At 62.9% G+C, this 21,875-nt stretch carries 26 protein-coding genes; 21 read left to right on the forward strand and 5 right to left on the reverse strand.

Annotated elements, in window-relative coordinates:
* Window positions 1–2 precede the first annotated feature (2 nt).
* The 15 genes from DXT74_RS13105 to nagZ all read left to right on the forward strand — a co-directional run bounded on the left by DXT74_RS13105 (window position 3) and on the right by nagZ (window position 12,139).
* Window positions 3–491: a sigma-E factor negative regulatory protein gene (locus DXT74_RS13105; protein WP_043641589.1), complete on the forward strand. Its 489-nt coding sequence runs from the start codon at window positions 3–5 to the stop codon at window positions 489–491.
* The gene (locus DXT74_RS13110) at window positions 492–1,451 is read left to right on the forward strand and encodes a MucB/RseB C-terminal domain-containing protein (RefSeq protein WP_043641591.1); all 960 of its coding nucleotides are present in this window, start codon (window positions 492–494) and stop codon (window positions 1,449–1,451) included.
* Window positions 1,452–1,687: 236 nt separating this feature from the next.
* Window positions 1,688–3,106 carry a DegQ family serine endoprotease gene (locus tag DXT74_RS13115; RefSeq protein WP_043641594.1) on the forward strand — a complete coding sequence of 473 codons (1,419 nt, stop codon included), beginning with the start codon at window positions 1,688–1,690 and terminating at the stop codon, window positions 3,104–3,106.
* The gene (locus tag DXT74_RS13120; protein ID WP_043641595.1) at window positions 3,103–3,342 is read left to right on the forward strand and encodes a glutaredoxin family protein; all 240 of its coding nucleotides are present in this window, start codon (window positions 3,103–3,105) and stop codon (window positions 3,340–3,342) included. Before DXT74_RS13115 ends, DXT74_RS13120 begins: the two co-directional genes overlap by 4 nt.
* 173 nt (window positions 3,343–3,515) lie before the next feature.
* Complete coding sequence (gene lepA, locus DXT74_RS13125; RefSeq protein WP_043641596.1) at window positions 3,516–5,309, forward strand: translation elongation factor 4; 1,794 nt, start codon at window positions 3,516–3,518, stop codon at window positions 5,307–5,309.
* A complete protein-coding gene (lepB, locus tag DXT74_RS13130) occupies window positions 5,310–6,278 on the forward strand; it encodes a signal peptidase I (protein ID WP_043641598.1) in 969 nt (322 codons plus the stop codon).
* Between the two features lie 31 nt (window positions 6,279–6,309).
* The gene (locus tag DXT74_RS13135) at window positions 6,310–6,672 is read left to right on the forward strand and encodes a DUF4845 domain-containing protein (protein WP_019103643.1); all 363 of its coding nucleotides are present in this window, start codon (window positions 6,310–6,312) and stop codon (window positions 6,670–6,672) included.
* Window positions 6,669–7,388, forward strand: a complete 720-nt coding sequence (gene rnc, locus DXT74_RS13140; protein WP_370551764.1) for a ribonuclease III — start codon at window positions 6,669–6,671, stop codon at window positions 7,386–7,388. Before DXT74_RS13135 ends, rnc begins: the two co-directional genes overlap by 4 nt.
* The gene (gene era / locus DXT74_RS13145; RefSeq protein ID WP_019103645.1) at window positions 7,385–8,275 is read left to right on the forward strand and encodes a GTPase Era; all 891 of its coding nucleotides are present in this window, start codon (window positions 7,385–7,387) and stop codon (window positions 8,273–8,275) included. Before rnc ends, era begins: the two co-directional genes overlap by 4 nt.
* A 7-nt stretch (window positions 8,276–8,282) precedes the next feature.
* Window positions 8,283–8,603, forward strand: coding sequence for an antibiotic biosynthesis monooxygenase (locus DXT74_RS13150; RefSeq protein ID WP_114153215.1), 321 nt, complete (start codon window positions 8,283–8,285; stop codon window positions 8,601–8,603).
* Window positions 8,603–9,331 (forward strand): DNA repair protein RecO, encoded by a 729-nt coding sequence (gene recO, locus DXT74_RS13155; RefSeq protein WP_218673478.1) that lies wholly within the window; start codon window positions 8,603–8,605, stop codon window positions 9,329–9,331. The genes DXT74_RS13150 and recO overlap by 1 nt, the downstream gene beginning before the upstream one ends.
* A gap of 23 nt (window positions 9,332–9,354) precedes the next feature.
* A complete protein-coding gene (gene pdxJ, locus DXT74_RS13160) occupies window positions 9,355–10,080 on the forward strand; it encodes a pyridoxine 5'-phosphate synthase (RefSeq protein ID WP_194426176.1) in 726 nt (241 codons plus the stop codon).
* A 5-nt stretch (window positions 10,081–10,085) separates the two neighbouring features.
* On the forward strand, window positions 10,086–10,649 hold the full coding sequence (locus DXT74_RS13165) for a metal-dependent hydrolase (protein WP_194426177.1): 564 nt from the start codon (window positions 10,086–10,088) through the stop codon (window positions 10,647–10,649).
* The gene (acpS, locus tag DXT74_RS13170) at window positions 10,646–11,035 is read left to right on the forward strand and encodes a holo-ACP synthase (protein ID WP_114153216.1); all 390 of its coding nucleotides are present in this window, start codon (window positions 10,646–10,648) and stop codon (window positions 11,033–11,035) included. Before DXT74_RS13165 ends, acpS begins: the two co-directional genes overlap by 4 nt.
* Window positions 11,036–11,050: 15 nt before the next feature.
* On the forward strand, window positions 11,051–12,139 hold the full coding sequence (nagZ, locus tag DXT74_RS13175) for a beta-N-acetylhexosaminidase (protein ID WP_196783759.1): 1,089 nt from the start codon (window positions 11,051–11,053) through the stop codon (window positions 12,137–12,139).
* Window positions 12,140–12,214: 75 nt separating this feature from the next.
* Here the strand turns inward: nagZ and DXT74_RS13180 are convergent, their stop codons facing one another.
* From DXT74_RS13180 to DXT74_RS13200, 5 genes are all read right to left on the reverse strand, one after another.
* Window positions 12,215–12,370 carry a hypothetical protein gene (locus DXT74_RS13180; protein ID WP_167604380.1) on the reverse strand — a complete coding sequence of 52 codons (156 nt, stop codon included), beginning with the start codon at window positions 12,368–12,370 and terminating at the stop codon, window positions 12,215–12,217.
* Window positions 12,371–12,387: 17 nt separating this feature from the next.
* Complete coding sequence (locus DXT74_RS13185; protein ID WP_019102594.1) at window positions 12,388–12,966, reverse strand: LexA family transcriptional regulator; 579 nt, start codon at window positions 12,964–12,966, stop codon at window positions 12,388–12,390.
* 137 nt (window positions 12,967–13,103) lie between these two features.
* Window positions 13,104–13,658, reverse strand: a complete 555-nt coding sequence (locus DXT74_RS13190) for a thymidine kinase (RefSeq protein WP_043592251.1) — start codon at window positions 13,656–13,658, stop codon at window positions 13,104–13,106.
* A 20-nt stretch (window positions 13,659–13,678) separates the two neighbouring features.
* Window positions 13,679–14,527, reverse strand: a complete 849-nt coding sequence (locus tag DXT74_RS13195) for a 23S rRNA (adenine(2030)-N(6))-methyltransferase RlmJ (RefSeq protein ID WP_043641603.1) — start codon at window positions 14,525–14,527, stop codon at window positions 13,679–13,681.
* A gap of 21 nt (window positions 14,528–14,548) precedes the next feature.
* Window positions 14,549–15,316, reverse strand: a complete 768-nt coding sequence (locus DXT74_RS13200; RefSeq protein ID WP_081556166.1) for a tRNA pseudouridine(65) synthase TruC — start codon at window positions 15,314–15,316, stop codon at window positions 14,549–14,551.
* A gap of 459 nt (window positions 15,317–15,775) precedes the next feature.
* Here DXT74_RS13200 and DXT74_RS13205 point away from each other — a divergent pair, with 459 nt between their 5' ends.
* From DXT74_RS13205 to DXT74_RS13230, 6 genes are all read left to right on the forward strand, one after another.
* A complete protein-coding gene (locus tag DXT74_RS13205) occupies window positions 15,776–16,780 on the forward strand; it encodes a BMP family protein (protein WP_107732355.1) in 1,005 nt (334 codons plus the stop codon).
* A gap of 118 nt (window positions 16,781–16,898) precedes the next feature.
* Complete coding sequence (locus DXT74_RS13210; RefSeq protein ID WP_043641605.1) at window positions 16,899–18,428, forward strand: ABC transporter ATP-binding protein; 1,530 nt, start codon at window positions 16,899–16,901, stop codon at window positions 18,426–18,428.
* Window positions 18,425–19,531 carry an ABC transporter permease gene (locus DXT74_RS13215; protein ID WP_039755570.1) on the forward strand — a complete coding sequence of 369 codons (1,107 nt, stop codon included), beginning with the start codon at window positions 18,425–18,427 and terminating at the stop codon, window positions 19,529–19,531. The genes DXT74_RS13210 and DXT74_RS13215 overlap by 4 nt, the downstream gene beginning before the upstream one ends.
* Entirely contained in the window at window positions 19,531–20,496 is a 966-nt protein-coding gene (locus DXT74_RS13220) for an ABC transporter permease (protein ID WP_043641607.1), read from the forward strand. Before DXT74_RS13215 ends, DXT74_RS13220 begins: the two co-directional genes overlap by 1 nt.
* Before the next feature lie 260 nt (window positions 20,497–20,756).
* Window positions 20,757–21,320 carry a cytochrome b gene (locus DXT74_RS13225; protein ID WP_019102586.1) on the forward strand — a complete coding sequence of 188 codons (564 nt, stop codon included), beginning with the start codon at window positions 20,757–20,759 and terminating at the stop codon, window positions 21,318–21,320.
* The gene (locus DXT74_RS13230; RefSeq protein WP_043641609.1) at window positions 21,317–21,874 is read left to right on the forward strand and encodes a YceI family protein; all 558 of its coding nucleotides are present in this window, start codon (window positions 21,317–21,319) and stop codon (window positions 21,872–21,874) included. Before DXT74_RS13225 ends, DXT74_RS13230 begins: the two co-directional genes overlap by 4 nt.
* Window position 21,875: the final 1 nt, after the last annotated feature.

Below are 21,875 nucleotides of genomic sequence, written 5' to 3' on the forward strand. Positions count from 1 at the left end.
GTATGAAAGAAACGATATCCGCGATGATGGATGGCGAACTGGACGACACTGACATAGCCAGAGCCATCGCTTCCATTTCATCTGACAAGCAACTGGATGCCGCCTGGGGCGAGTATCACTTGATTGGCGACGCGATGCGCGCCAACCGCATGGTTGCGCTCAATGTGCGAGAGCAGGTCGCCAGCCGGCTGGCGGACGAGCCCACGGTGCTTGCGCCGCGGCGCTGGTTGCGCCCGGCTCGCGCCCGCACCGCCGGCGCGGTGGCGCTGGCCGCCAGCGTCAGCTTTGCCGCCGTGGTGGGCTGGCAGCAGCTGACGCATCGCGGCGAGCCGGCCTCGTTGGTGGCGGACAAGGGCGTTCCGGTGCAAGTGGTCCAACCGGCGCAAGCCAGCCAGCCCGAGCGCGACGACCCCTATCTGCTGGCTCATCAGGAAGTCACCTCCGATCAAGGCAATATGAAAGTATCCTACGGAAACGGAGCTCGCCGTTAAATGCGTGTAATTCCTCTGATCAGCTTGATGGTTGTGGCGGCGGCGCCTGCCGCCCATGCAGAGGATGACTGGCAGCTGCTGCGCAATGTGGCGGCTGCCGGACGCCAGCAGGCGCTGAACGGCACCTATCTGCACCAGATGAACGGCACGCTGGAAACCTTCCATATCGTCAGGGAAGGGCAAGGCGACGCCATGCGGGAAAAGCGGACCTCGTTGGACGGGCCTTCCCGCGAAATTGTCCGCAAAGGCAATGAGTTGGCCTGTTTCGCGCCGGACAAGAAAGCCTTGAACGCGGCCAAAATCAGCGCGATGCGCTTGTTTCCGGCCTTGCTGCCGGAAGACATGAGCGAGATCAATCAGTCGTATTCGCTCAAGCACGTCGGCAGCGACCGTGTGGCTCAGCGCGATTGCAATCTGCTGGAACTGCGGCCCAAGGACAGGCAGCGTTACAGCCTGCGCATGTGCGTGGAGCCGCTGACCTCCTTGCCGTTGAAAATGGTGACCCTGTCGCCCAAGGGCGAAGCGGTGGAGCAGTTTACTTTCACCGACTTAGACCTGACCGGCCCCAAGGATAAGCGCGCCTATCGGCCCAAGTTCGCGCAGAAATTCCTGTTGCGTTCGGGCGGCGCCTCCATGCCGCAGGCCGGCGCGCAGGTGGACAACGATGTGTCCGGCCTGCCCAATGGCTTCCACCTGCTGCGTTCGGTACAGCGCAGCTTGCCGGGTCAGGCGGGCAAGTCCGTGCGCCACATGGTGTATTCCGACGGCCTGGTGATGTTGTCGCTGTTTGTCGAGACGCAGCCGGAAGGCGCGCGTCTGGAGCGCAGCAGCAACCTGCACGGCGCCATCAATATGGCTACCGGCCCGCAGGGCAGCTATCAGCTGACCGCGGTGGGCGACATGCCCGAGCCGGCGATGATGGGGCTGTTGAAAGGGTTGAAGGTCAGCCTTAAGCCATGATGGCCAACCCCGTCGACGTTTCCGCAAGCCCGTCCGGAGGTCTGGTCTCCGGCGGCGTGCTTGCGCGGAGCGGCCCGGACGGGGCTCGAGCCGGCGTCTTGTCGCCGGCTCGCCTGTTTTTTCTGGCGGCGAATCTCGCGGCTGCGCGCCTGGCGCGCGGTCGATTCGACGCCGAAATCCGTCAGCCGGCATTCGCCGGCACGTCTTAAACCACAACACATCAAGATGGAGCGCTCATGCCGGTTAAAAAACTGATTGTTTCCGCCATGCTGGCGGCCTCTATTATGGCGGGCTCGGCGCCCGCTGCAATGGCCGCGGAACTGCCTGACTTCAGTCAGATCGTCTCTAACGAGGGCAAGGCGGTGGTCAATATCAGCACCAAGTCCACGGTGCGAGAGGTCAGCAACGATTTGCCCGAGGGCATGAGCGGCGACCCGTTCTTTGAGTTTTTCCGCCGTTTCGCGCCGCCGCGCGCCCAGGAGCGGCAAGAGTCGTCGCTGGGTTCCGGCTTCATTATTTCCGCCGACGGCTACGTGTTGACCAATGCCCATGTGGTGGCCCGCGCCGATGAAATTACCGTCAAGCTGACGGATAAGCGAGAGTACAAGGCCAAGGTGATAGGCTCCGACGCCCGCACCGACGTGGCATTGTTGAAAATTGAAGCCGACAAGCTGCCGGTGGTGCGCCGCGGCGACGCCAATACGCTGAAAGTGGGCGAGTGGGTGCTGGCCATCGGCTCGCCGTTCGGTTTCGAGAATACCGCTACTTCCGGCATCGTCTCCGGCAAGAATCGCATGTTGCCGGATGAGACTTTCGTGCCCTTCATTCAGACCGATGCCGCGATTAATCCCGGCAACTCCGGCGGCCCGCTGTTCAACGCCAGGGGCGAGGTGGTGGGCATCAATTCCCAGATATTCAGCCGTTCCGGCGGCTTCATGGGTATTTCCTTCGCCATCCCCATCGACGTGGCGATGGATGTGGTTGGCCAGCTGAAAGCCAAGGGCCATGTCAGCCGCGGCAAGATCGGCGTGGTGATTCAGGAGCTGAGCCAGGACTTGGCCGCCTCCTTTGGCCTGGCCAAACCGGCCGGCGCCTTGATCAACGCGGTGGAACCCAACGGTCCGGCGGCCAAGGCCGGCGTCAAGCCGGGCGACATCATCCAGCAGGTGGACGGAAAGCCGGTGGAGTCCGGTTCCGATCTGCAGCGGCTGATCGGCAGCATCCCTCCCGGCAAGCCGGTGACCTTGGGGCTGTGGCGTACTCGCGCGGCCCTCTCCGTCAAGGTGGTGCCGGTGGAGCAGCAGGACCAGGATCCGAGGCTGGCGCAGCGTGAATACCGCGGTTCGCAGCAGGAGCGGCCGGCCGAGCAGAGTTTCTCCCAGATCGGCCTGCGGCTGCAGGTATTGAACCCGGCTCAGTTGCAGCGCGCCGGCATCAAGTACGGCTTGTTGGTGCGCGGCGCCAATAATGTGGCGATGCGCGCCGGCATTCAACCGGGCGACGTGATCGTGGGCATCGGCAGCGAACCGCTGGCCAATGTCGAGCAGCTGAAGTCCGCGTTGTCCGCGGCCAAGAAGGGGTCGTCGATCGCGTTGCAAGTGCTGCGTCAGGGGGTTACCCAGTTCATCCCGTTGCCGGTGGGCGACGGTAAGTGAAGCTGACGCTGTATTTTCGCGAGTACTGCAGCTTGTGCCATCAGATGCTGGCCGAGCTGCAGCCTTGGCGCGAACGTTATGGCTTTGAGCTGGATGTGGTCGATGTCGACGCCGACCCGGAGCTTGAGCGGCGCTTTAACGAGCTGGTGCCAGTGCTGATGGAGGATGAGACCGAAATCTGCCATTGGCGTCTGGATCAAGCCGCATTGGCTGCACATTTGGGCGAAATCGGCTAAAATCCGCGCCAGTGTGAGTTTATGTCGGGGGCACTTGGGTGCCCCCGCTTGCTGGATGGGCTGTTAACGGCTTTAGAGGTCGCAATCCTGATGATGAGCCGCTTTCATCAGGCCCGCGGCTTCCATCGGCAGTTCCGGGCACGCTAGCGTGCCCTTATCTTTTGCTGGATATCATGAAAAACATTCGAAATTTCTCGATCATTGCCCATATCGACCATGGCAAATCGACCCTGGCCGACCGCTTCATTCAATTCTGTGGCGGCCTGGAAATGCGCGAAATGAGCGCACAGGTGCTGGACTCGATGGACATCGAGAAAGAGCGCGGCATCACCATCAAGGCGCAGACCGCGGCCTTGAGCTATAAGGCTCGCGACGGCCAGGTCTACAACCTGAACCTGATCGACACCCCGGGGCACGTGGACTTTTCCTATGAAGTGTCGCGCTCGCTGTCCGCCTGCGAGGGCGCCCTGTTGGTGGTGGACGCCTCGCAAGGCGTGGAAGCCCAAACCGTGGCCAACTGCTACACCGCCATTGATCTGGGCGTGGAAGTGGTGCCGGTGCTGAACAAGATCGACCTGCCGGCGGCCGAGCCGGAGCGCGTCAGCCAGGAAATCGAAGACATTATCGGCATCGAGGCGGCGGACGCGGTGCGCGCTTCGGCCAAGTCCGGCATCGGCATCGAGGACATTCTGGAAACCATCGTGACCAAGGTGCCGCCCCCGGTGGGCAAGGCCGAAGGTCCGCTCAAGGCGCTGATCATCGACTCCTGGTTCGACAACTACGTCGGCGTGGTGATGCTGGTGCGCGTGATCGACGGCTCGCTGAAGCCCAAGGACAAGATCAAGTTCATGGCCACCGGCGCTGAACATTTGTGCGAGCAGGTGGGTGTGTTCACGCCTAAATCCGTTCAGCGTCAGAGTCTGAACGCGGGCGAGGTGGGCTTCGTCATCGCCGGCATCAAGGAATTGAAATCGGCCAAGGTCGGCGACACCATCACCCTGGTGTCCAAGCCGGCCACCGAGGCGCTGCCGGGCTTCAAGGAAGTGCAGTCCCAGGTGTTCGCCGGGCTGTATCCGGTGGAAAGTCATGACTACGAATCGCTGCGCGACGCGCTGGAAAAGCTGCAACTGAACGATGCTTCGTTGAAGTACGAGCCGGAAGTGTCGCAGGCGTTGGGCTTTGGCTTCCGCTGCGGCTTCCTCGGCCTCCTGCATCTGGAGATCGTGCAGGAGCGTCTGGAGCGCGAGTTCGACATGGACCTGATCACCACCGCGCCCACGGTGAACTACGAAGTGGTGATGAAGGACGGCACGGTGGAAGTGGTGTCCAACCCGTCGCGGATGCCGGAAGCCGGCAAGTACGACGAGTTGCGCGAACCCATCATCACCTCCACCATCCTGGTGCCTCAAGATTATGTCGGCGCGGTGATGACGCTGTGCAACCAGAAGCGCGGCGTGCAGCGTAATATGCAGTACATGGGCCGCCAGGTGATGCTCACCTACGATCTGCCGATGAACGAAGTGGTGATGGACTTCTTCGACAAACTGAAGTCCACCAGCCGCGGCTACGCCTCGCTGGATTACGAGTTCAAGGAATTCCAGAGCGCTGATCTGGTCAAGCTGGACGTGCTGGTCAATGGCGAGAAGGTCGACGCGCTGTCGCTGATCGTGCACCGCGCCTCCAGCGTTTACCGCGGCCGCGAACTGGTGTCCAAGATGCGCGAACTGATTCCGCGCCAGATGTTCGACATTGCGGTGCAGGCGGCCATCGGCGGCCACATTATCGCCCGCGAGACGGTCAAGGCCTTGCGCAAGAACGTGTTGGCCAAGTGCTACGGCGGCGACATCACCCGTAAGAAAAAGCTGCTGGAGAAGCAGAAAGCGGGCAAGAAGCGCATGAAGCAGGTGGGCAACGTGGAAATTCCGCAGGAAGCATTCCTGGCAATTCTTCAAGTAGGGGACAAATAAGTGGGCGGAAATCTGTTCTGGGTGTTTGTCGTGGCGGTGGCGATCGGCGGCATGCTGATCGCTTTTGGCGGCAAGAAGCAAGAGGGCGCCAAGGATTGGCCGCAGGCGGTGCAGTGGGGCTACCTGGCGGTGCTGATCGGCGGTTTTGGCTTGCTGTCCAACTACATGAGCTTCACCGCGGTGATGCTGGTCTTTGTGCTGATCACCGGCGCGGTATGGCTGGCGGACAAGCTGGTGTTGGCCAAGCGCCGAGCCGCCGAGACCCCGGCCGGTCATTTCGTCGATTATTCGCGCGGTTTCTTTCCCGTGATTCTGGTGGTGTTCCTGCTGCGCTCTTTCATTGCCGAGCCGTTCCAGATCCCCAGTAGTTCGATGCGTCCGGGCCTGGTGGTGGGCGATTTCATTCTGGTGAACAAATTCACCTACGGCCTGCGCGTGCCGGTGTTGAACACGGTGTTCGCGTCGGTAAACAAGGTGGAGCGCGGCGACGTGGTCGTGTTCAATTTCCCGCCCAATCCCAAGGTCAACTACATCAAGCGCGCCATCGGCCTGCCGGGCGACGTGGTCGAGTATCGCGACAAGCGTCTGACCGTCAACGGCAAGCCGCTGCCGGACGCAGACGACGGCAACTACGAGTATCTGGAGCAGGGCCTGATGATGGTCAACGCCAAGCGCTACAAGGAAACCATGGGTCAGCGCACTTACTCGGTGCTGAACAACGAAGGTTCGCCTACAGTAGCCTTGAGCCAAGTGCAGGACTTCCCGTTCCGCGACAACTGCCGCTATGATGACAATGGTTTTGTCTGCAAGGTGCCGGCCGGCCATTACTTCATGCTGGGCGACAACCGCGACAACAGCCTGGACGGCCGCTACTGGGGCTTTGTCGACGACAAGCTGATGGTGGGCAAGGCCTTCATGATCTGGATGAACTTTGGCGACCTGTCGCGCATTGGCAAAACCATTCACTGATAAACGCAAGATCGCAAGCTCGGAGCGCATTATGCATTTCAGCCGTGAGAAGGGCCTGTCGCTGTTTTCCGTGTTGCTGGTGATGATCGTGCTGGGCGCGGTCCTCGTACTGGGCATGAAGGTGATGCCGGTGTACTCGGAGTATGCCGAGGTGCGCCAGGCTATCACCGCCTTGTCCGCACAGAGCAATGTCGGCGAGTCTTCGATTCGCCGGGATTTCAACCAGCGGGCCGGCGTGGCCGGCATCGCCTCGATCAAGGGTGAAAACCTGGTAGTGGTGGCCGGCGGTAATTTTGTGTACATCCGCGCCGCTTATCAGCGCGAAGTGCCTTTGTTTTCCAATATCAGTCTGCTGTTCAAATTCGACACCCAAGCGGGCCAGCCCCCGCAATAAGCCAAGTGATACCAACCGACAATAGATTCCGGCGCCTGTGTCAGGCGCTGGATTACGCATTTCAGAAGCCGGAGTTGTTGCGTCAAGCCTTGACGCACCGCAGCTACGGCGCCGGCAACAACGAGCGTTTTGAATTCGTGGGCGACAGCATCCTCAACTACACGGTCGCCCGCATGCTGTTTGATCAATTTCCCAAACTGACCGAGGGCGAGCTGTCGCGGCTGCGCGCCAATCTGGTCAACCAGAACACCCTGGCCGAGATCGCCCACGAGCTCAAGCTGGGCGATTACCTCTACTTGGGCGAGGGCGAGCTGAAGAGCGGCGGTTTCAACCGGCCATCCATTCTCGCCGACGCGCTGGAAGCCACCTTCGCCGCGGTCAGCTTCGACTCCGATTTCCTGCGCGCGGAGCAGGTTGTGCGCCGGCTCTACGCTGAACGCGTATCGTCCATCGACACCACTCGTCAGGCCAAGGACGCCAAGACCCGCTTGCAGGAAGCGCTGCAGGCGCGCAAGCTGGCCTTGCCCAAATACCGGATACTGTTGCAAAGCGGCGAAGCCCATGAGCAATGGTTTCGCGTGGAGTGCGACTTGGGCGAACTGGCGATAGGCTCCACAGGCGAAGGCGGCAGCCGCCGCGCCGCCGAACAGCAGGCCGCCGAAGCGGCGCTGATCCTGCTGGAACAAAAACTCGCTGCGAGTAAGAAACGTATATGACTGAGATCCAATACCACTGCGGCTTTGTCGCCATTGTCGGCCGTCCCAACGTCGGCAAATCCACGCTGATGAACCATCTGATCGGTCAGAAAGTCAGCATTACCTCGAAAAAAGCGCAAACCACGCGCCACCGCGTCACCGGCATCCACACCGAGAACAATGCCCAGTTCATCTTCGTAGACACCCCTGGCTTCCAGACCTTTCACAAGGGCGCGCTCAACGAGACCTTGAACAAGAGCGTCAAGGATTCGCTGGGCAACGTCGATTGCGTGCTGTTTGTGCTGGAGGCGATGCGCTTCACCGGCGCCGACCGCGAAGTGATGGCCTTGCTGCCCAAGCGCAAACCGGTGATCTTGGTGGTGAACAAGCTGGACAAGGCCAAGGACCGCGACGCGTTGCAGGCCTTCATCGCCGAGGTACAGGCGGAATTCGCCTTTGCCGGCGTTGAGGTGGTCAGCGCCAAACACGGCCAGCGTTTGAGCGAGCTGCTGGAACAGGTGCGTCCGCACCTGCCGGAATCGATGCCGCTGTATCCGGAGGACATGGTTACCGACAAGAGCGAACGCTTCTTGGCCGCCGAGATCGTGCGCGAGAAGCTGTTCCGCTATCTGGGCGAAGAGCTGCCCTATGAAATGAACGTGGAAGTGGAGATGTTCGAGATGGACGGCGACTTGCGCCGCATCCATATCGGCGTGCTGGTGGACAAGGAGAACCAGAAGCCCATCGTTATCGGCCGCGGCGGAGAGAAACTGAAGAAGATCTCCACCGAGGCGCGGATGGACATGGAAAAGCTGTTCGACGGCAAGGTTTTCCTGCAAGTCTGGGTCAAGGTCAAGTCCGGCTGGGCCGACGACGTTCGTTTCCTGCGGGAATTCGGCCTGGACTGAAGCTCTCATGCACTATCATTTGGCGCCGTCCTGTTGGACGGTGATTTTTTCTCTGCAGCAAGGCCAGGAGATGCCCGGCAGCCGCGAGCTGCTGGAACGCATCGCCCGACTGGCGGCTTGCCAGGCCGGCTTTCTTGGCCTGGAACGCGGCGAGCCGGGGCGGGACACCGTGTCCTACTGGGACAGTGTCGAGGCCATCGCCGCCTGGCGTCAGTGCGCAGAGCGCCTGATCGCGCAGCGTTACGGGCCGGAAGCCTGGTATCGGGTGTTCGCCTTCAACGTGAGTGCGGCCGCCGCATGTCCGCGGCCGTCGGCCGGCGGCGCCTGATGAGTCAGCCGGGCAGGGTAGATCGCCAACCGGCCTATGTGCTGCACGCGCAGCCCTACCGGGAAACCAGCTTGCTGGTGGAGGTCCTCAGCCGCGACCATGGCCGTTTCTCGGTGGTGGCGCGCGGGGCGCGGCGACCTCGGGCCGATCTGCGCGGCCTGCTGCTCCCGTTCCAGCCCCTGACCCTGTCTTGGTTCGGCAAGGGCGAGCTGCGCACCCTGCACAGCGCGGACTGGGACGGCGGCGTGCCGCAGCTGTCCGGCCTGCCGCTGATCTGCGGCTTTTACCTGAACGAATTGATGATGAGGCTGACCGCGCGCGACGACCCCGAACCGCGCGCCTTTGCCGTCTACGACGCCGCGGTGCGCGGCCTGGCGCGCCAAAGCGGCCTGGCGGCGGTGTTGCGCCGTTATGAGTTGAGGCTGACCCAGGTGTTGGGCTACGCGCCCAGCCTGCTGCGCGACGGCGACGGCGCGGAAGTGGACGCGAGCGTCAGCTACTGGTGTCAGGGCAACGCCGCGCCGGAGCGCGACGCCGGCCAGAGCCTGGAGCGCGGGCTGCGGCTCAGCGGCGCCAGCCTGTTGGCGATAGAGGCCGACGACTACGCGGAGGCGTCCACCCGGCTTGAAGCGCGGGCGCTGATGCGGGTATGGTTGACCGCTTTATTGGGCGAGGAGCCGCTGGCTTCGCGCGAGCTATTGCAAGCCGTCAATTCCTTGTCGGATTGAGGCGAACCTAATCGGGAGTGAATATGATTCTGTTGGGCGTAAACATCGATCACGTCGCCACCTTGCGCCAGGCGCGCGGCACCCGTTATCCCAGCCCGGTGGAGGCTGCACTGGTGGCGGAAACCGCCGGCGCCGACCTGATCACCCTGCATCTGCGCGAAGATCGCCGCCACATCCAGGACGCCGACGTAGTGGCGATGCGCCAGACGGTCAAGACCCGGGTCAACCTGGAAATGGCGATGACCGAGGAAATGCTGGCCAATGCGTTGGCGGTGAAACCGGAGGATGTGTGCCTGGTGCCGGAAAAGCGCGAGGAAGTCACCACTGAGGGCGGCCTGGACGCCATCGGCCACTTTGCCGATGTGAGCCGTTATACCCGCAGCTTGCAGGAAGCCGGCATTCGCGTGTCCATCTTCATCGACCCGGACCGCGCGCAGATTCAACGCGCCTGGGACGCCGGCGCGCGCGTGGTGGAGTTGCACACCGGCGCTTACGCCGACGCCCATGACGCCGCGGCGCGCGACGCCGAACTGGCGCGCATCCGCGATGCCGCCGCTTTCGCCGCCGAGCTGGGCATGGTGGTCAACGCCGGGCACGGTCTCAACTACCATAATGTGCAGCCGATCGCCGCGATTCCGCAGATCGCCGAATTGAACATCGGCCACGCCATCGTCGCTCAGGCGCTGTTTGTCGGCTTCGCCGAGGCGGTGAAGGAGATGAAGGCGCTGATGGCGGCCGCTCGCGGTTAAGCGCTGTGCCCACCGTCGTTACCCACGCCTTGGCCGGCGCCACGCTGGCCGGTCTGTGCGCGCCGCGGCCGCTGCGCGCGCCCGGCATGGCCGGGTGGCTGTTGCTGTGCGGCGCGGCGGCGATGCTGCCGGACCTGGACGTGATCACTTTCAAGCTGGGCATTCCCTACGCCAGCCCCTGGGGGCATCGAGGCATCTCTCATTCGCTGACGCTGGCCTTGATCGCCGGCGGCCTGCTTGCCGCCTTCGGGCGGCCTTGGTGGCAGCGGCTGGAACTGGGGCCGCTGCGCGCCTTCGCGGTGTTGTGCCTGGCGGTGTCGTCCCATGCGCTGTTGGATATGTGGACCGACGCCACCCATGGCCCGGCGTTGGCGATGCCCTGGCACCAGGGGCGTTTCTTGTTCGACTGGCGGCCGATCGAGGGCTCGCCGTTGACGCCCAGCCGTTGGCTGGGCGCTAAGGGTCTTCGGGTGTTGAGCTCGGAGTTGCTGTACGTCTGGCTGCCTTGTCTGCTGCTGTGGATGGCCCGCGCGGCTTGGTTGCGAGGACGCGGGGAGGGCGGGCGATGATTTACGGCATTGGCACTGATCTGGTGGAAATCGAGCGCATGCGCGCGATGTTCCAGCGCTGGGGCTTCAAGCTGGGGCGGCGGATGCTGGCGCCGGCAGAGCAAGGGCCTTTTGCCGACAGCGCCGATCCGGCGCGCTTCCTGGCCAAGCGTTTCGCGGTGAAGGAGGCCTTGGCCAAGGCCTTGGGCACCGGCGTGCGCGCTCCGGCGCTGCTGACGGCGATCTGGGTCGAGCATGATGAATGGGGTAAGCCGCTGTTGGCGCTTAGCCCCGAATTGGAAGATTTTTTAAGCCAGCGCGGCGTGGGCGCGCGTCATCTGTCTATCAGCGACGAGCGTGGTCACGCGCTGGCTTTTGTGGTGCTGGAGCGCTCCGCGCCCGGCTAGATAGAAAGTAAACCGATGCAGCAGACTCAACAGAGCGCGGCCTTGCCGCGCGGGCCGGTGATGGCGGGCGTGGCCGGCCTGCGGCTGACGGACGAAGAGAAGCGGCGCTTATCGCATCCGCTGGTGGGCGGGGTGATCCTGTTCCGCCGCAATTTCCAGGACATTGAACAACTGAAGGCGTTGACCGCGGAAATCCGCGCGCTGCGCAGCCCGCATCTGCTGATTGCGGTAGATCACGAAGGCGGCCGGGTGCAGCGCTTCCTCGACGGTTTCACCCGCTTGCCGCCGATGCAAGTCTTGGGCCGGATGTGGGAGCAAGACCGTCCGGCAGCGCTGGCGCAGGCGGAGAATGTCGGCTACGTGCTGGCGGCCGAGTTGTCCGCCTGCGGCGTCGACTTGTCCTTCACTCCGGTGCTGGACCTGGATTGGGGGCGCTGCGCGGTGATTGGCAACCGCAGCTTCCACCGTGATCCGGCCATCGTGGCCGAGCTGGCCGAAGCGCTGCAGCGCGGTCTGGCGCGCGGGGGCATGTCCACCTGCGGCAAGCATTTCCCCGGCCATGGCTTTGTCGAGGGCGACAGCCACCACGTGATGCCGGAAGACGGCCGCAGCCTGGCCGAACTGGAAGCGGACGACTTGGTGCCTTTTGGCCGTTTGGCGGCGGCGGGCATGGGCTCGGTGATGCCCGCCCATGTGTTGTACCCGGCGGTGGATGCGCAGCCAGCCGGTTTCTCGCGGGTTTGGCTGCAGGATGTGCTGCGCGGTCGGCTGGGTTTCGACGGCGTGATCTTCTCCGACGCTTTGGACATGGAGGGGGCGGCCGGCGCCGGCGGCTTCGTGCAGCGCGCCGATGCGGCGCTGGCCGCCGGTTGCGATATGGTGCTGGTTTGCAATGATCCCCGGCAGACCGACCTGATTCTGGCCAATCTGCGGGCGCCGGCGCAGCCGGACTTGGCGCGGCGGCTGGAGCGCATGGCCGGCAAGGCGGCGGATTGGGCGGCGGAACTGGCCGGCCCGGCTTTCGCCGCGGCGCGCGCCCAGGTGGAGCGTTTGAACATGCCGGCGGACGCGATGCGCGGGCCGGATGTGGGCGAGGCGAATTAGAGCCGTCGACAATGATCGGCGGAAAGACGGCCCGGACGCATGGACGCCCGGGCCGTTGTCGTTTGGAAAGGGCGTTTAAACAAACTGCACAGGCACGTAGAAGTCGCGTCCAGGACGGCTGACCAGCACTTGCGGCTGGCCCTGGATCACCGCGCGGAAGGCGCGCGGCAGCCGGCGCCAATCCATGAACTTCATCTTGATGCTGTCGTATTGCGCTTGAGTGTGTTCCATGGTGTTCTCCCGAAGGTTCAGTCCACTTTGTGGATGACGTTGGTGACGACGCCCCAGATATGGAAGGCGGCGTCTTCCGGCACCGGAATCGGCTGAAATTCCGGGTTTTCCGGCAACAGGCGGATGCCCTTGGCGGTTTTTTCCAGCCGCTTCACCGTGAGTTCGCCGTTGAGCGCCGCTACGACAACCTTGCCGTTGCGCGCTTCCGCCGCGCGGTCCACCACCAGCAGGTCGCCGTCGTGAATGCCGGCGCCCAGCATGGACTCCCCCTTGACCGTGACGAGGAAGGTGCTGCCCGGCCGCGGCGCCAGCCGGGCGTTGAGGTCCACGTCGTCTTCCTTGAGGTCGTCCGCCGCCACCGGCGAACCGGCCGGCACGCTGTTGGCGAACAGCGGCAGCGATAGTTCGCTGAGGTGGCGCGCCAGCGTGCGCACGTCGTCGGCTTGGGCGTTGTGGGCGGTGCGCCAGCTGCGGTAATCGTGCAGCCAGTCTTCCAGCACCGGCTTTAGCGGTTCCGGCACGCGGATGGCTACGGTCTTGTCGCCGCCGTAACTGGACTTGCGGCCGGCGCCGCTGCGTTTGCCCCCGTGGCTCATGGCTAATCCTCTGTAATGCAAGCAGATTTGATTGTGTACATTATCAAGCGACAGGGCAAGTTTTTTTTGCGAGTGGCGGCGGCGAGCGCAAAAAAAGCCCGCTGACGCGGGCGGGTTTCGGCGAGCGGACGGAGCCTTCAGAGCCGGTAGAAGCAACGGGCGCAAACCGCGCGGTAGCGGGCGTTGCCGCCGATTTCCACCTGAGGGCCTTCCTTGACGCGGCGGCCGTCGGCGTCGATGCGGATGTGCATGGTGGCTTTTTTGCCACATTCGCAAATGGTCTTGATCTCTTCGATTTCGTCGGCCAGGGCCAGCAGCATGCCGGAGCCGGGGAAGGGTTCGCCGCGGAAGTCGGTGCGCAGGCCAAAGCAGATCACCGGAATGTTGCGGGTGTGAGCCAGCTCGTGCAGCTGATGCACTTGTTCCGGCGTGATGAACTGGGCTTCGTCTATCAAGATGCAGGCGGTCTGTCCGAAGTCCTCGGCCAGGAAGTTCAGTTCCGGCGAGAAGGTGCGGGCGTCGCGTTGCAGATTAAGGCGCGAGGTGATTTTGCCGAAGCCGTAACGGTCGTCCATGGCGCTGGTGAACAGCGCCACGGTCTTGCCCATGGATTCGTAGTTGTTGGCGATTTGCAGCAACTGGGTGCTTTTGCCGCTGTTCATCGCGGCGTAGCGGAAAAAGAGTTTTGCCATCGATGCGTTCTCGGTGGGGCTTAAAGGTCGCCGCCGGTTTCCAGCACATAGCTGGCGCCGGCATCTTGCGCCAGATGCTGGGCGAGGTAGGGCAGCACTTCGCGCAGCGTCTGCGGCAGCGTCCACGGCGCGTTGAGGATGAACATGCCGCTGCCGTGCATGCCGAAGCCGTCGCTGGACGGCTTTTGCACATGCAATTCGGCGCGCAGCCAGTTCTTGGCGCCCAGCTTCTTCATTTCCTTGGGCAGTTCCTTCATCTCCGCGCGCTGCAGGCAGGGATACCAGACGGCGTAGACCCCGGTGGCGAAGCGCTTGAGGCTTTCTTTCAGAGCGGTGATTACGTGCTGGTAGTCGCGTTTGTCCTCGTAGGGCGGGTCGATCAGCACCAGCGCGCGGCGCGGCGGTGGCGGCAGAATCGCCTTGATCGCCTCGAAGCCGTTGGCCTGCTGGATTTGCACGCGGCGGCCGGCGTCGGCGAAGGTGTCGGCCAGCAACTGGTGATCGGTGGGGTGTAGTTCGAACAGGCGCAGCTTGTCGCTGGCCGGCATCACTTCCGCCGCGCACCACGGCGAGCCGGGGTAGAGCTTGAGTTCGCCGTCGGCGTTCAGCGTGCGCACTACCTCGACGTAGTTGGCGACCGCTTCCGGCAGATCGTCGCGCCGCCACAGCCGGGCGATGCCGGATTCGAATTCGGCGTTCTTGGTGGCGTAGCCTTCCACCAGCGAGTAAGCGCCGGCGCCGGCATGGGTGTCGATATACCAATAGGGCTTGGCTTTCTGGCCCAGGTAGTTCAGGAGTTCGATCTGGATCAGATGCTTGAGCACATCGGCGTGGTTGCCGGCGTGAAAGGCGTGGCGGTAACTGAGCATGGCTGCGGGATATGGCGTTTGTCAGCCGCGGATTGTACCGGATTCGGCGTGGCCGCGCAGCGCGTCCTCCAGCGCGGCGCGCCAGCCCAGCTGTTCCGCCAGCCGCATGAAGTCGTCCGCCGGCGGCGCTTGCAGCAAGAGCGGCTGGCCGCTGTCCGGGTGGCTCAGTTGCATGGCGACGCAGGCCAGCAGCAGGCGCCGGCTGCCGAAATGTTCGGCGAACATGCGGTTGTGCCGGCCCTTGCCGTGGGTGGCGTCGCCGATGATGGGGTGGGCGATGTGCTTCAGATGGCGGCGCAACTGGTGGCGGCGGCCGGTGTGCGGCGTTAACTCCAGCAGGCTGTAACGGCTGCTGGGGTAGCGTTCCACCTCTATCGGCAGTTCGATGCGCGCCAGCGTGCGGTAGTCGGTGACGGCGGCCTGCGGCGCGGTGTCCACGGTCTCGCCTATCCATTCCAGGTCGTCCGGGCGCCGGCTGAGCGGGTAGTCGATATGGCCGGCGTCGTCGGTGTGGCCGCGGACCACGGCGATATAGCGCTTGTCCACCTGCTGGCGTTCGAATTGCCAGCTCATCTCGCGGCACATGTCCTTGTCCAGCGCGAACAGCAGCACGCCGGAAGTCCCCTTGTCCAGCCTGTGCACCGGGTAGACGCGCTGGCCGATCTGGTCGCGCAGCAACTGCACGGCGAAGCGAGTTTCGTTGCGGTCCAGCGCGGTGCGGTGCACCAGCAGGCCGGAGGGCTTATGGATGGCGATCAGGCGGTCGTCGCGGTAGAGAATGGGCAGCATGGAGCGGGTGGAAACGGGTGGGGAGGCCGGCATTGTAGGCGCTGGCGGGCCGCTTTGGAAGGCGGGCGATGCCGCTGTGCTGTAGTTTTATGTCTTGTGCTTCGATTACGCGAAAACAACAAGGTTTTGGCATGCTATTGGCGTTTTTGTGCGCGGGCTCGGGCTTTGCCGGCTTTCGTTGCGACATGATATTTCAAAGTAGAGAGGAAGTTGTTTACAGTCCATGGGTGCGTCATTACAATTCGGCGCGCTCAAACAAGAATGACAGGGCGGCGTCTGTGCCGATTGCGATCCCGTTTGCCACGGGATTGCGGCAGGACCGCATCCGCGCAACCTGGCGTGTAGTTGCGACGCTACATGACGAGGGGCTGGCGGACGCTTTGCTTCGCTGCACGGCACGGGAACCACAGGGGGTGATCGGCGTGCGGGTTGACCAACAAACTCCATAGAGTCATAGAGATGAAAATCCAGCTGAAACGAATGAGCTTTGCCGTAGCGGCAGCGGTGCTGTCCACCTCCGCCTTCGCCAAAGAGTTCTCGCCCGCCGTGGTTTACGACATGGCAGGCAAGTTTGACAAGAGCTTCAACGAATCCGCGTACAACGGCGCCGAGCGTTTCAAGAAGGAATTCAAGATCAACTACCGCGACGGTCAGATCGCGTCCGAAGCCCAGAAAGAGCAGCTGCTGCGCAATATGGCGCGCCGCGACGCCGACATCGTGGTGGCGATCGGCTTCTCCTTCACCCAGGCGGTGGAAACCGTTGCCAAGGAATTCCCCAAGGTCAAGTTCACTCTGATCGACGCGGTGGCCAAAGGTTCCAACGTGCAGAGCATTGTGTTCAAGGAACAGGAAGGCGCCTTCCTGACCGGCGTGGCCGCGGCGATGGCGTCCAAGAGCGGCAAGGTGGGCTTTGTCGGCGGCATGGACGTGCCGCTGATCCGCGCCTTCGGCTGTGGCTATGTGCAGGGCGTCAAGTTCACCAACAAGAACGCCAGCGTGATCCAGAACATGACCGGCACCACTCCGCAGGCCTTTAACGACCCGGCGCGCGGCACTGAGCTGGCCAAGAGCCAGTTCGACCGCGGCGTGGACGTGGTGTTCGCCGCGGCCGGCGGCACCGGCCTGGGCGTGCTGCAAGCCGCCAAGGCCGCCGGCAAGTACTCCATCGGCGTGGACAGCAACCAGAACCACCTGTACCCGGGTTCGGTGCTGACTTCCATGGTCAAGCGCGTGGACGTGGCGGTGTTCAACACCTTCAAGGACGCCAAGAACGGCTCTTGGAAGCCGGAAGTCAAGATTCTGGGCCTGAAGGAAGCCGGCGTGGATTGGGCGCTGGACGCCAACAACCGCAAAGTGATCACTCCGGCGATGGAGAAGAAGATCAACGCGGCCAAGGCCGACATCATCGGCGGCAAGATCAAGGTGGTGGATTACCGCTCCAACAACAGCTGCCCGGTGCAATAAGCTGAGTTGAGTTTTCCCTGATCCGTTTCGGGGACGCAGGCACGATGAACTTCATCGTGCCTGTTTGTTCATGCCGGAGCGGAATCAGACTGACCCTAACCAGGGAATATGAATAAGCATGACCGAGTTTGCCATTGAGCTGGCGGGCATCAACAAGAGTTTTGGTGCCGTCAAAGCCAACCGCGACGTCTCGATGAAAATCGCCAAGGGCACTGTCCATGGCGTCATCGGCGAAAACGGGGCCGGTAAATCCACGTTGATGAGCATTCTGTACGGCTATTACCAGGCCGACAGCGGCGCCATCCGGGTGAACGGCAAGGAAGCGCCGATCCGCAACAGCCAGGAAGCCATTGAGCTGGGAATCGGCATGGTGCATCAGCATTTCATGCTGGTGGACACCTTTACCGTGCTGGAGAACATCGTGCTGGGCGCCGAAGGCGGCCTGGTGCTGAAAAAAGGGCTGGACGAGGCCCGCGAGCATCTGAAAGAGCTCAACCGCAATTACTCGCTGGAGGTGGATCCGGACGCGCTGGTGGGCGATCTGGGCGTGGGCCTGCAGCAAAGGGTGGAAATCCTCAAGGCTTTGTACCGCGGCGCCGACGTGCTGATCCTGGACGAGCCCACCGCGGTGCTGACGCCGCAGGAGGCGGACCACCTGTTCCACATCCTGCGTTCGCTGAAGGCGCAGGGCAAGACCGTGATCCTGATCACCCACAAGCTGCGGGAGGTGATGGACATCACCGACGGCGTCAGCGTGATGCGCGCCGGCACCGTGGTGGCCAACGTCGCCACCTGCGACGTGGACAAGGAAAAGCTGGCGGACCTGATGGTGGGCCGCAAGGTCAGCCTGAAAGTGGACAAGGCCGAGCGCGAGCCGGGCGCGGCGGTGCTCAGCGTCAAGAATCTGTGCCTGACCGACGCGCGCGGGGTCAAGCTGCTGGATCAACTGAATTTCGAAGTGCGAGCCGGAGAGATCGTCGGCATTGCCGGCGTGTCCGGCAACGGCCAATCCGAGCTATTGGAAGTGCTGGCCGGCATGCAGGAGCCTAGCGCCGGCGAGATGGCCTACAAGGGCGAGGATTTGCTGCGCCGCCGTTGCGGGGCTCAGCCGCGCGCCGCGCTTTACCGCAAGCTGGGCATTGCCCACGTACCGGAAGACCGCTCGCGCGAAGGCCTGGTCAAGGCTTTCTCCAGCTATGAAAACGCCATCCTCGGCTATCACGGCGAAACCGGCCTGGGCCGCGGGCCGTGGTACTCGCGCAAGCGGCTGTTGGCGCGCACCCGGGACTTCATCCAGCAATTCGATATTCGTCCGGGCAACCCGCTGCTGCGCGTGGGCCTGCTTTCCGGCGGCAACCAGCAGAAAGTGGTGCTGGCGCGTGAAATCCACGCCAACCCCGACCTGCTGCTGATCGGCCAGCCGACGCGCGGCGTGGACATCGGTGCGATTGAATTCATTCACAAGCGGCTGGTGGAACTGCGCGACGAGGGCAAGGCCATTTTGCTGGTCTCGGTTGAACTAGAAGAAATCCTGGCGCTGGCCGACCGCATCCTGGTCATGGCCGGCGGACAGATCACCGGCGAAGTGGCGGCCAAGGACGCCGACACCATTTCGCTGGGCCTGCTGATGGGGGGGCACAAGCATTGAAATTCGGACAACCTTCCACCTTGCCGCGCTGGGCGCAGCTAACGGTGCTGCCGGCGCTTAATCTATTGGCGGCCTTGCTGGTAACGGGCCTGGTCACCTGGTTGATAGGCGAAGACCCTTGGGAATGCCTGAAGCTGCTGATCAACGGCGCTTTCGGCTACGGCGAGGGCATAGGCTACACCCTGTTCTACACCACCGGCTTCATCTTCACCGGCCTGGCGGTGGCCACCGCCTTCCACGCCGGTCTGTTCAACATCGGCGGCGAGGGCCAGACCTACCTGGCCGGCCTGGGCGTCACTCTGGTGGTGCTGGGCTTCGACCACAGCCTGCCGCCGGCGGTGCTGGTGCCGCTGGCCATTCTGGCGGCGATGGGCTTCGGCGCGGCCTGGGCATTTGTGCCGGGCTGGCTGCAGGCCAAGCGGGGCAGCCACATCGTGGTGACCACCATCATGTTCAACTTCATTGCTTACTCCTTGATGTTGTACCTGATCAGCCATCATTTGATCGAAGCCGGTTCCCAGAACCCGACCACGCGCGAATTCGGCCAGGCGGCCTGGATTCCCGCCATCCATGAATTGGCGGCGCGCTTTGGCGTGGAGATTCCCACCTCGCCGCTGAACCTGACTTTCGTGATGTCCTTGCTGGCCGCCGCGCTGTTCTACCTGGTGGTGTGGCATAGCCGCTGGGGCTTCGAACTGCGCACCGTGGGCACCAGCGAACCGGCCGCCCGCTACGCCGGCATGAGCGTCAGCCGCGTCATCATTATCGCCATGTGCGTGTCCGGCGCGCTGTCCGGTCTGGCCGCGGTCAACGAGCTGATGGGCTCCGCCCACCGGATGAACGTGATGTTCACCAACGGCGTCGGTTTCGTCGGCATCGCCGTGGCGCTGATGGGCCGAAACCACCCGGTGGGCATTATCTTGTCCGCGCTGTTGTTTGGCGCCTTGACCCAGGGCGGCTCCGATCTGTCCTTCGAGAAGCCGATGATCACCCGCGAGATGATCATCTTCATTCAGGGTCTGATCATCCTGTTCTGCGGCGCGCTGGAAAACCTGTTCGAGCCGTTCATCGCCGGCCTGTTCAAGCGCAAGGACGACAAATAATGGAAATCTTCTTCAGTCTGCTCGATTCCACGCTGCGCGTGGCCACACCGTTGATCCTGGCCGCGATGGCCGGCATGTTCTCCGAGCGCTCCGGCGTGGTGGATATCAGCCTGGAAGGCAAGATGCTGGTGGCGGCTTTCGCCGCCGCGGCGGCGGCTTTCGCCACCCACAACCCGTGGATAGGCATGGCCTGCGGCATTGCCGCCTCGGTGGCGATGGCGATGATCCACGCTTTTGTGTCGGTCACGTATAACGGCAACCAGCTGATTTCCGGCATGGCGCTCAACACCGTCGCCTCCGGCATCACCCCGGTGTTGGGCCTGGCCTGGTTCCAGCAGGGCGGCAACACCCCGCAACTGCCGGACGAGGGGCGTTTCCACGAGATCGCGCTGCCGTTCGCCCATGAGCTGCGCGACGTGCCGCTGCTGGGCCAGCTGTACAGCAAGCTGCTGTCCGGCCATAGCATCCTGGTGTATCTGACCTTGTTCTTGATTGTGCCGCTGGTGACCTGGGTGCTGTACAAGAGCCGCTTTGGTCTGCGTCTGCGCGCGGTGGGGGAGAACCCGCACGCGGCGGACACCGCCGGCATCTCCGTGGCCAAGGTGCGCTACACCGCCTTGTTCTGGGGCGGCGTGCTGTGCGGCATCGCCGGCACCTATCTGTCCGTGTACCAGACCGGCAGCTTCATCAAGGAAATGACCGCGGGCAAGGGCTTCCTGGCGTTGGCCGCGCTGATTTTCGGCAAGTGGAAACCGCTGCCGGCGGTGCTGGGCTGCCTGGTGTTCGCTTTTGCCGACGCCATCCAGATCCGCCTGGAAGGCGTGGCGCTGCCAGGCATCGGCCAGATCCCGTCGCAAGCGATCGCGGTCATCCCCTATGTGCTGACTGTGTTGCTGCTGGCGGGCTTCGTTGGCCGCGCGGTGGCGCCCAAAGCGATAGGCATACCTTTCGTCAAGAGCCGTTAACCGGCTTTTGAGACAGGCTAGAAACCGCCGGCGGGCTTTGCCCCTGGCGGTTTTTTGTTTTATATCGCATACGGGAACCTTGCCGTCGTTTGTTATTCATAGTGATTCCCAATATCAATTGCCATTGTGTTGCCTGGCGGTTGTTCAGAAAATTTGAATCTTTTGCGCTAATAATTTCGCTATGACGGCAATGGCCGCGCTTTTATGATTAACCGGCATGACAGGTTTTAATTTGCCGCTCATTTGTAATAAGGAATTCGATGCAACGCTACAGTCCCACACAGATTGCCTTGCACTGGCTGATTGCGCTGTTGATCATTGCCGCCCTGATCATGGGCTGGTACTTCAACAGCATGCAGATCACATCGCCGGCCAGCTTCAAACTGAAAGCCTCTTTGATCGCCTGGCACAAATGGGTGGGCATCAGCGTGCTGGCGCTGGCCGTGCTGCGCCTGATCTGGCGCGCCCGTCGCGGCGCGCCGGCGCCTTTGCCGGGGCAGCCGGCCTGGCAGCTTAAAGCCGCCGGGCTGATTCATTTGTTGTTGTACGCCTTGATGCTGGCGATGCCGCTGGTGGGCTGGCTGATGAGCTCCGCCAAAGGCTACCCGGTCGTGTGGTTCAACCTGGTGCAATTGCCGGACCTGGTGGAAAAGAACGAGGCGCTGGGCCATGTGTTGGGCTGGAGCCACGCGCTGATGGCGTACGCCATCGTCGCCATCGTCGGCCTGCATGCGCTGGCGGCCTTGAAACATCACTTTATCGATCGCGACGCCACGCTGGCGCGGATGCTGCCGTCCTGTCGCAAAGGAGATCCTCAAGCATGAAATTTCTGACTTCTCTCGCCCTGAGCGCCGCCGTGGCGTTGGCCATGGCGCCGGCTCAGGCCGCGCAAACCCTGAACGCGGCCAAGAGCACGCTGGGCTTTACCTTCAAGCAAATGAACGTGCCGACCGAGGGCCGCTTCAAGAGTTTCGCCGCCAACGTCAGTTTCGACGCGGCCAAGCCGGAAGCCACCAAGGCGGTGTTCACCGTGGACCTGGGCAGCGTGGACGTGGGCAGCGCCGACGGCAATACCACCGTGCGCGGCGCGTCCTTCTTCAATATCGCCAGCCTGCCCAAGGCGACTTTCACCGCAAAAACGGTCAAGGCCTTGGGCGGCGGCAAGTTCGAAACCCGAGGCACCTTGAGCCTGAAGGGCATTAGCCGCGAGGTGGTGTCCACCTTCACCGCCGCCAGCGCAGGGAATGAGACCACGCTGCAAGGCAGCTTCCCGCTGAACCGTCTGCAATTCAAAGTGGGCGACGGCGCTTGGGACGACACCGAAGCGATCGCCGACCTGGTGACCGTCAAATACAAATTCGTTCTGACCGGCAAGTGAT

Source organism: Chromobacterium sp. Rain0013 (assembly GCF_015291765.1).
Classification (GTDB): Bacteria; Pseudomonadota; Gammaproteobacteria; order Burkholderiales; family Chromobacteriaceae; genus Chromobacterium; species Chromobacterium haemolyticum.

Bases quoted from the DNA above. Each gene is read 5' to 3' on its own strand.
- era (WP_019103645.1), top strand. From the start codon at position 7,385: ATGACTGAGATCCAATACCACTGCGGCTTTGTCGCCATTGTCGGCCGT.
- recO (WP_218673478.1), top strand. From the start codon at position 8,603: ATGAGTCAGCCGGGCAGGGTAGATCGCCAACCGGCCTATGTGCTGCAC.
- DXT74_RS13230 (WP_043641609.1), top strand. From the start codon at position 21,317: ATGAAATTTCTGACTTCTCTCGCCCTGAGCGCCGCCGTGGCGTTGGCC.
- DXT74_RS13150 (WP_114153215.1), top strand. From the start codon at position 8,283: ATGCACTATCATTTGGCGCCGTCCTGTTGGACGGTGATTTTTTCTCTG.
- pdxJ (WP_194426176.1), top strand. From the start codon at position 9,355: ATGATTCTGTTGGGCGTAAACATCGATCACGTCGCCACCTTGCGCCAG.
- DXT74_RS13220 (WP_043641607.1), top strand. From the start codon at position 19,531: ATGGAAATCTTCTTCAGTCTGCTCGATTCCACGCTGCGCGTGGCCACA.
- DXT74_RS13180 (WP_167604380.1), bottom strand. From the start codon at position 12,370: ATGGAACACACTCAAGCGCAATACGACAGCATCAAGATGAAGTTCATG.
- DXT74_RS13225 (WP_019102586.1), top strand. From the start codon at position 20,757: ATGCAACGCTACAGTCCCACACAGATTGCCTTGCACTGGCTGATTGCG.
- DXT74_RS13210 (WP_043641605.1), top strand. From the start codon at position 16,899: ATGACCGAGTTTGCCATTGAGCTGGCGGGCATCAACAAGAGTTTTGGT.
- DXT74_RS13105 (WP_043641589.1), top strand. From the start codon at position 3: ATGAAAGAAACGATATCCGCGATGATGGATGGCGAACTGGACGACACT.
- nagZ (WP_196783759.1), top strand. From the start codon at position 11,051: ATGCAGCAGACTCAACAGAGCGCGGCCTTGCCGCGCGGGCCGGTGATG.
- DXT74_RS13200 (WP_081556166.1), bottom strand. From the start codon at position 15,316: ATGCTGCCCATTCTCTACCGCGACGACCGCCTGATCGCCATCCATAAG.
- DXT74_RS13190 (WP_043592251.1), bottom strand. From the start codon at position 13,658: ATGGCAAAACTCTTTTTCCGCTACGCCGCGATGAACAGCGGCAAAAGC.
- DXT74_RS13115 (WP_043641594.1), top strand. From the start codon at position 1,688: ATGCCGGTTAAAAAACTGATTGTTTCCGCCATGCTGGCGGCCTCTATT.
- acpS (WP_114153216.1), top strand. From the start codon at position 10,646: ATGATTTACGGCATTGGCACTGATCTGGTGGAAATCGAGCGCATGCGC.
- DXT74_RS13135 (WP_019103643.1), top strand. From the start codon at position 6,310: ATGCATTTCAGCCGTGAGAAGGGCCTGTCGCTGTTTTCCGTGTTGCTG.
- DXT74_RS13110 (WP_043641591.1), top strand. From the start codon at position 492: ATGCGTGTAATTCCTCTGATCAGCTTGATGGTTGTGGCGGCGGCGCCT.
- DXT74_RS13185 (WP_019102594.1), bottom strand. From the start codon at position 12,966: ATGAGCCACGGGGGCAAACGCAGCGGCGCCGGCCGCAAGTCCAGTTAC.
- DXT74_RS13195 (WP_043641603.1), bottom strand. From the start codon at position 14,527: ATGCTCAGTTACCGCCACGCCTTTCACGCCGGCAACCACGCCGATGTG.
- DXT74_RS13205 (WP_107732355.1), top strand. From the start codon at position 15,776: ATGAAAATCCAGCTGAAACGAATGAGCTTTGCCGTAGCGGCAGCGGTG.
- lepA (WP_043641596.1), top strand. From the start codon at position 3,516: ATGAAAAACATTCGAAATTTCTCGATCATTGCCCATATCGACCATGGC.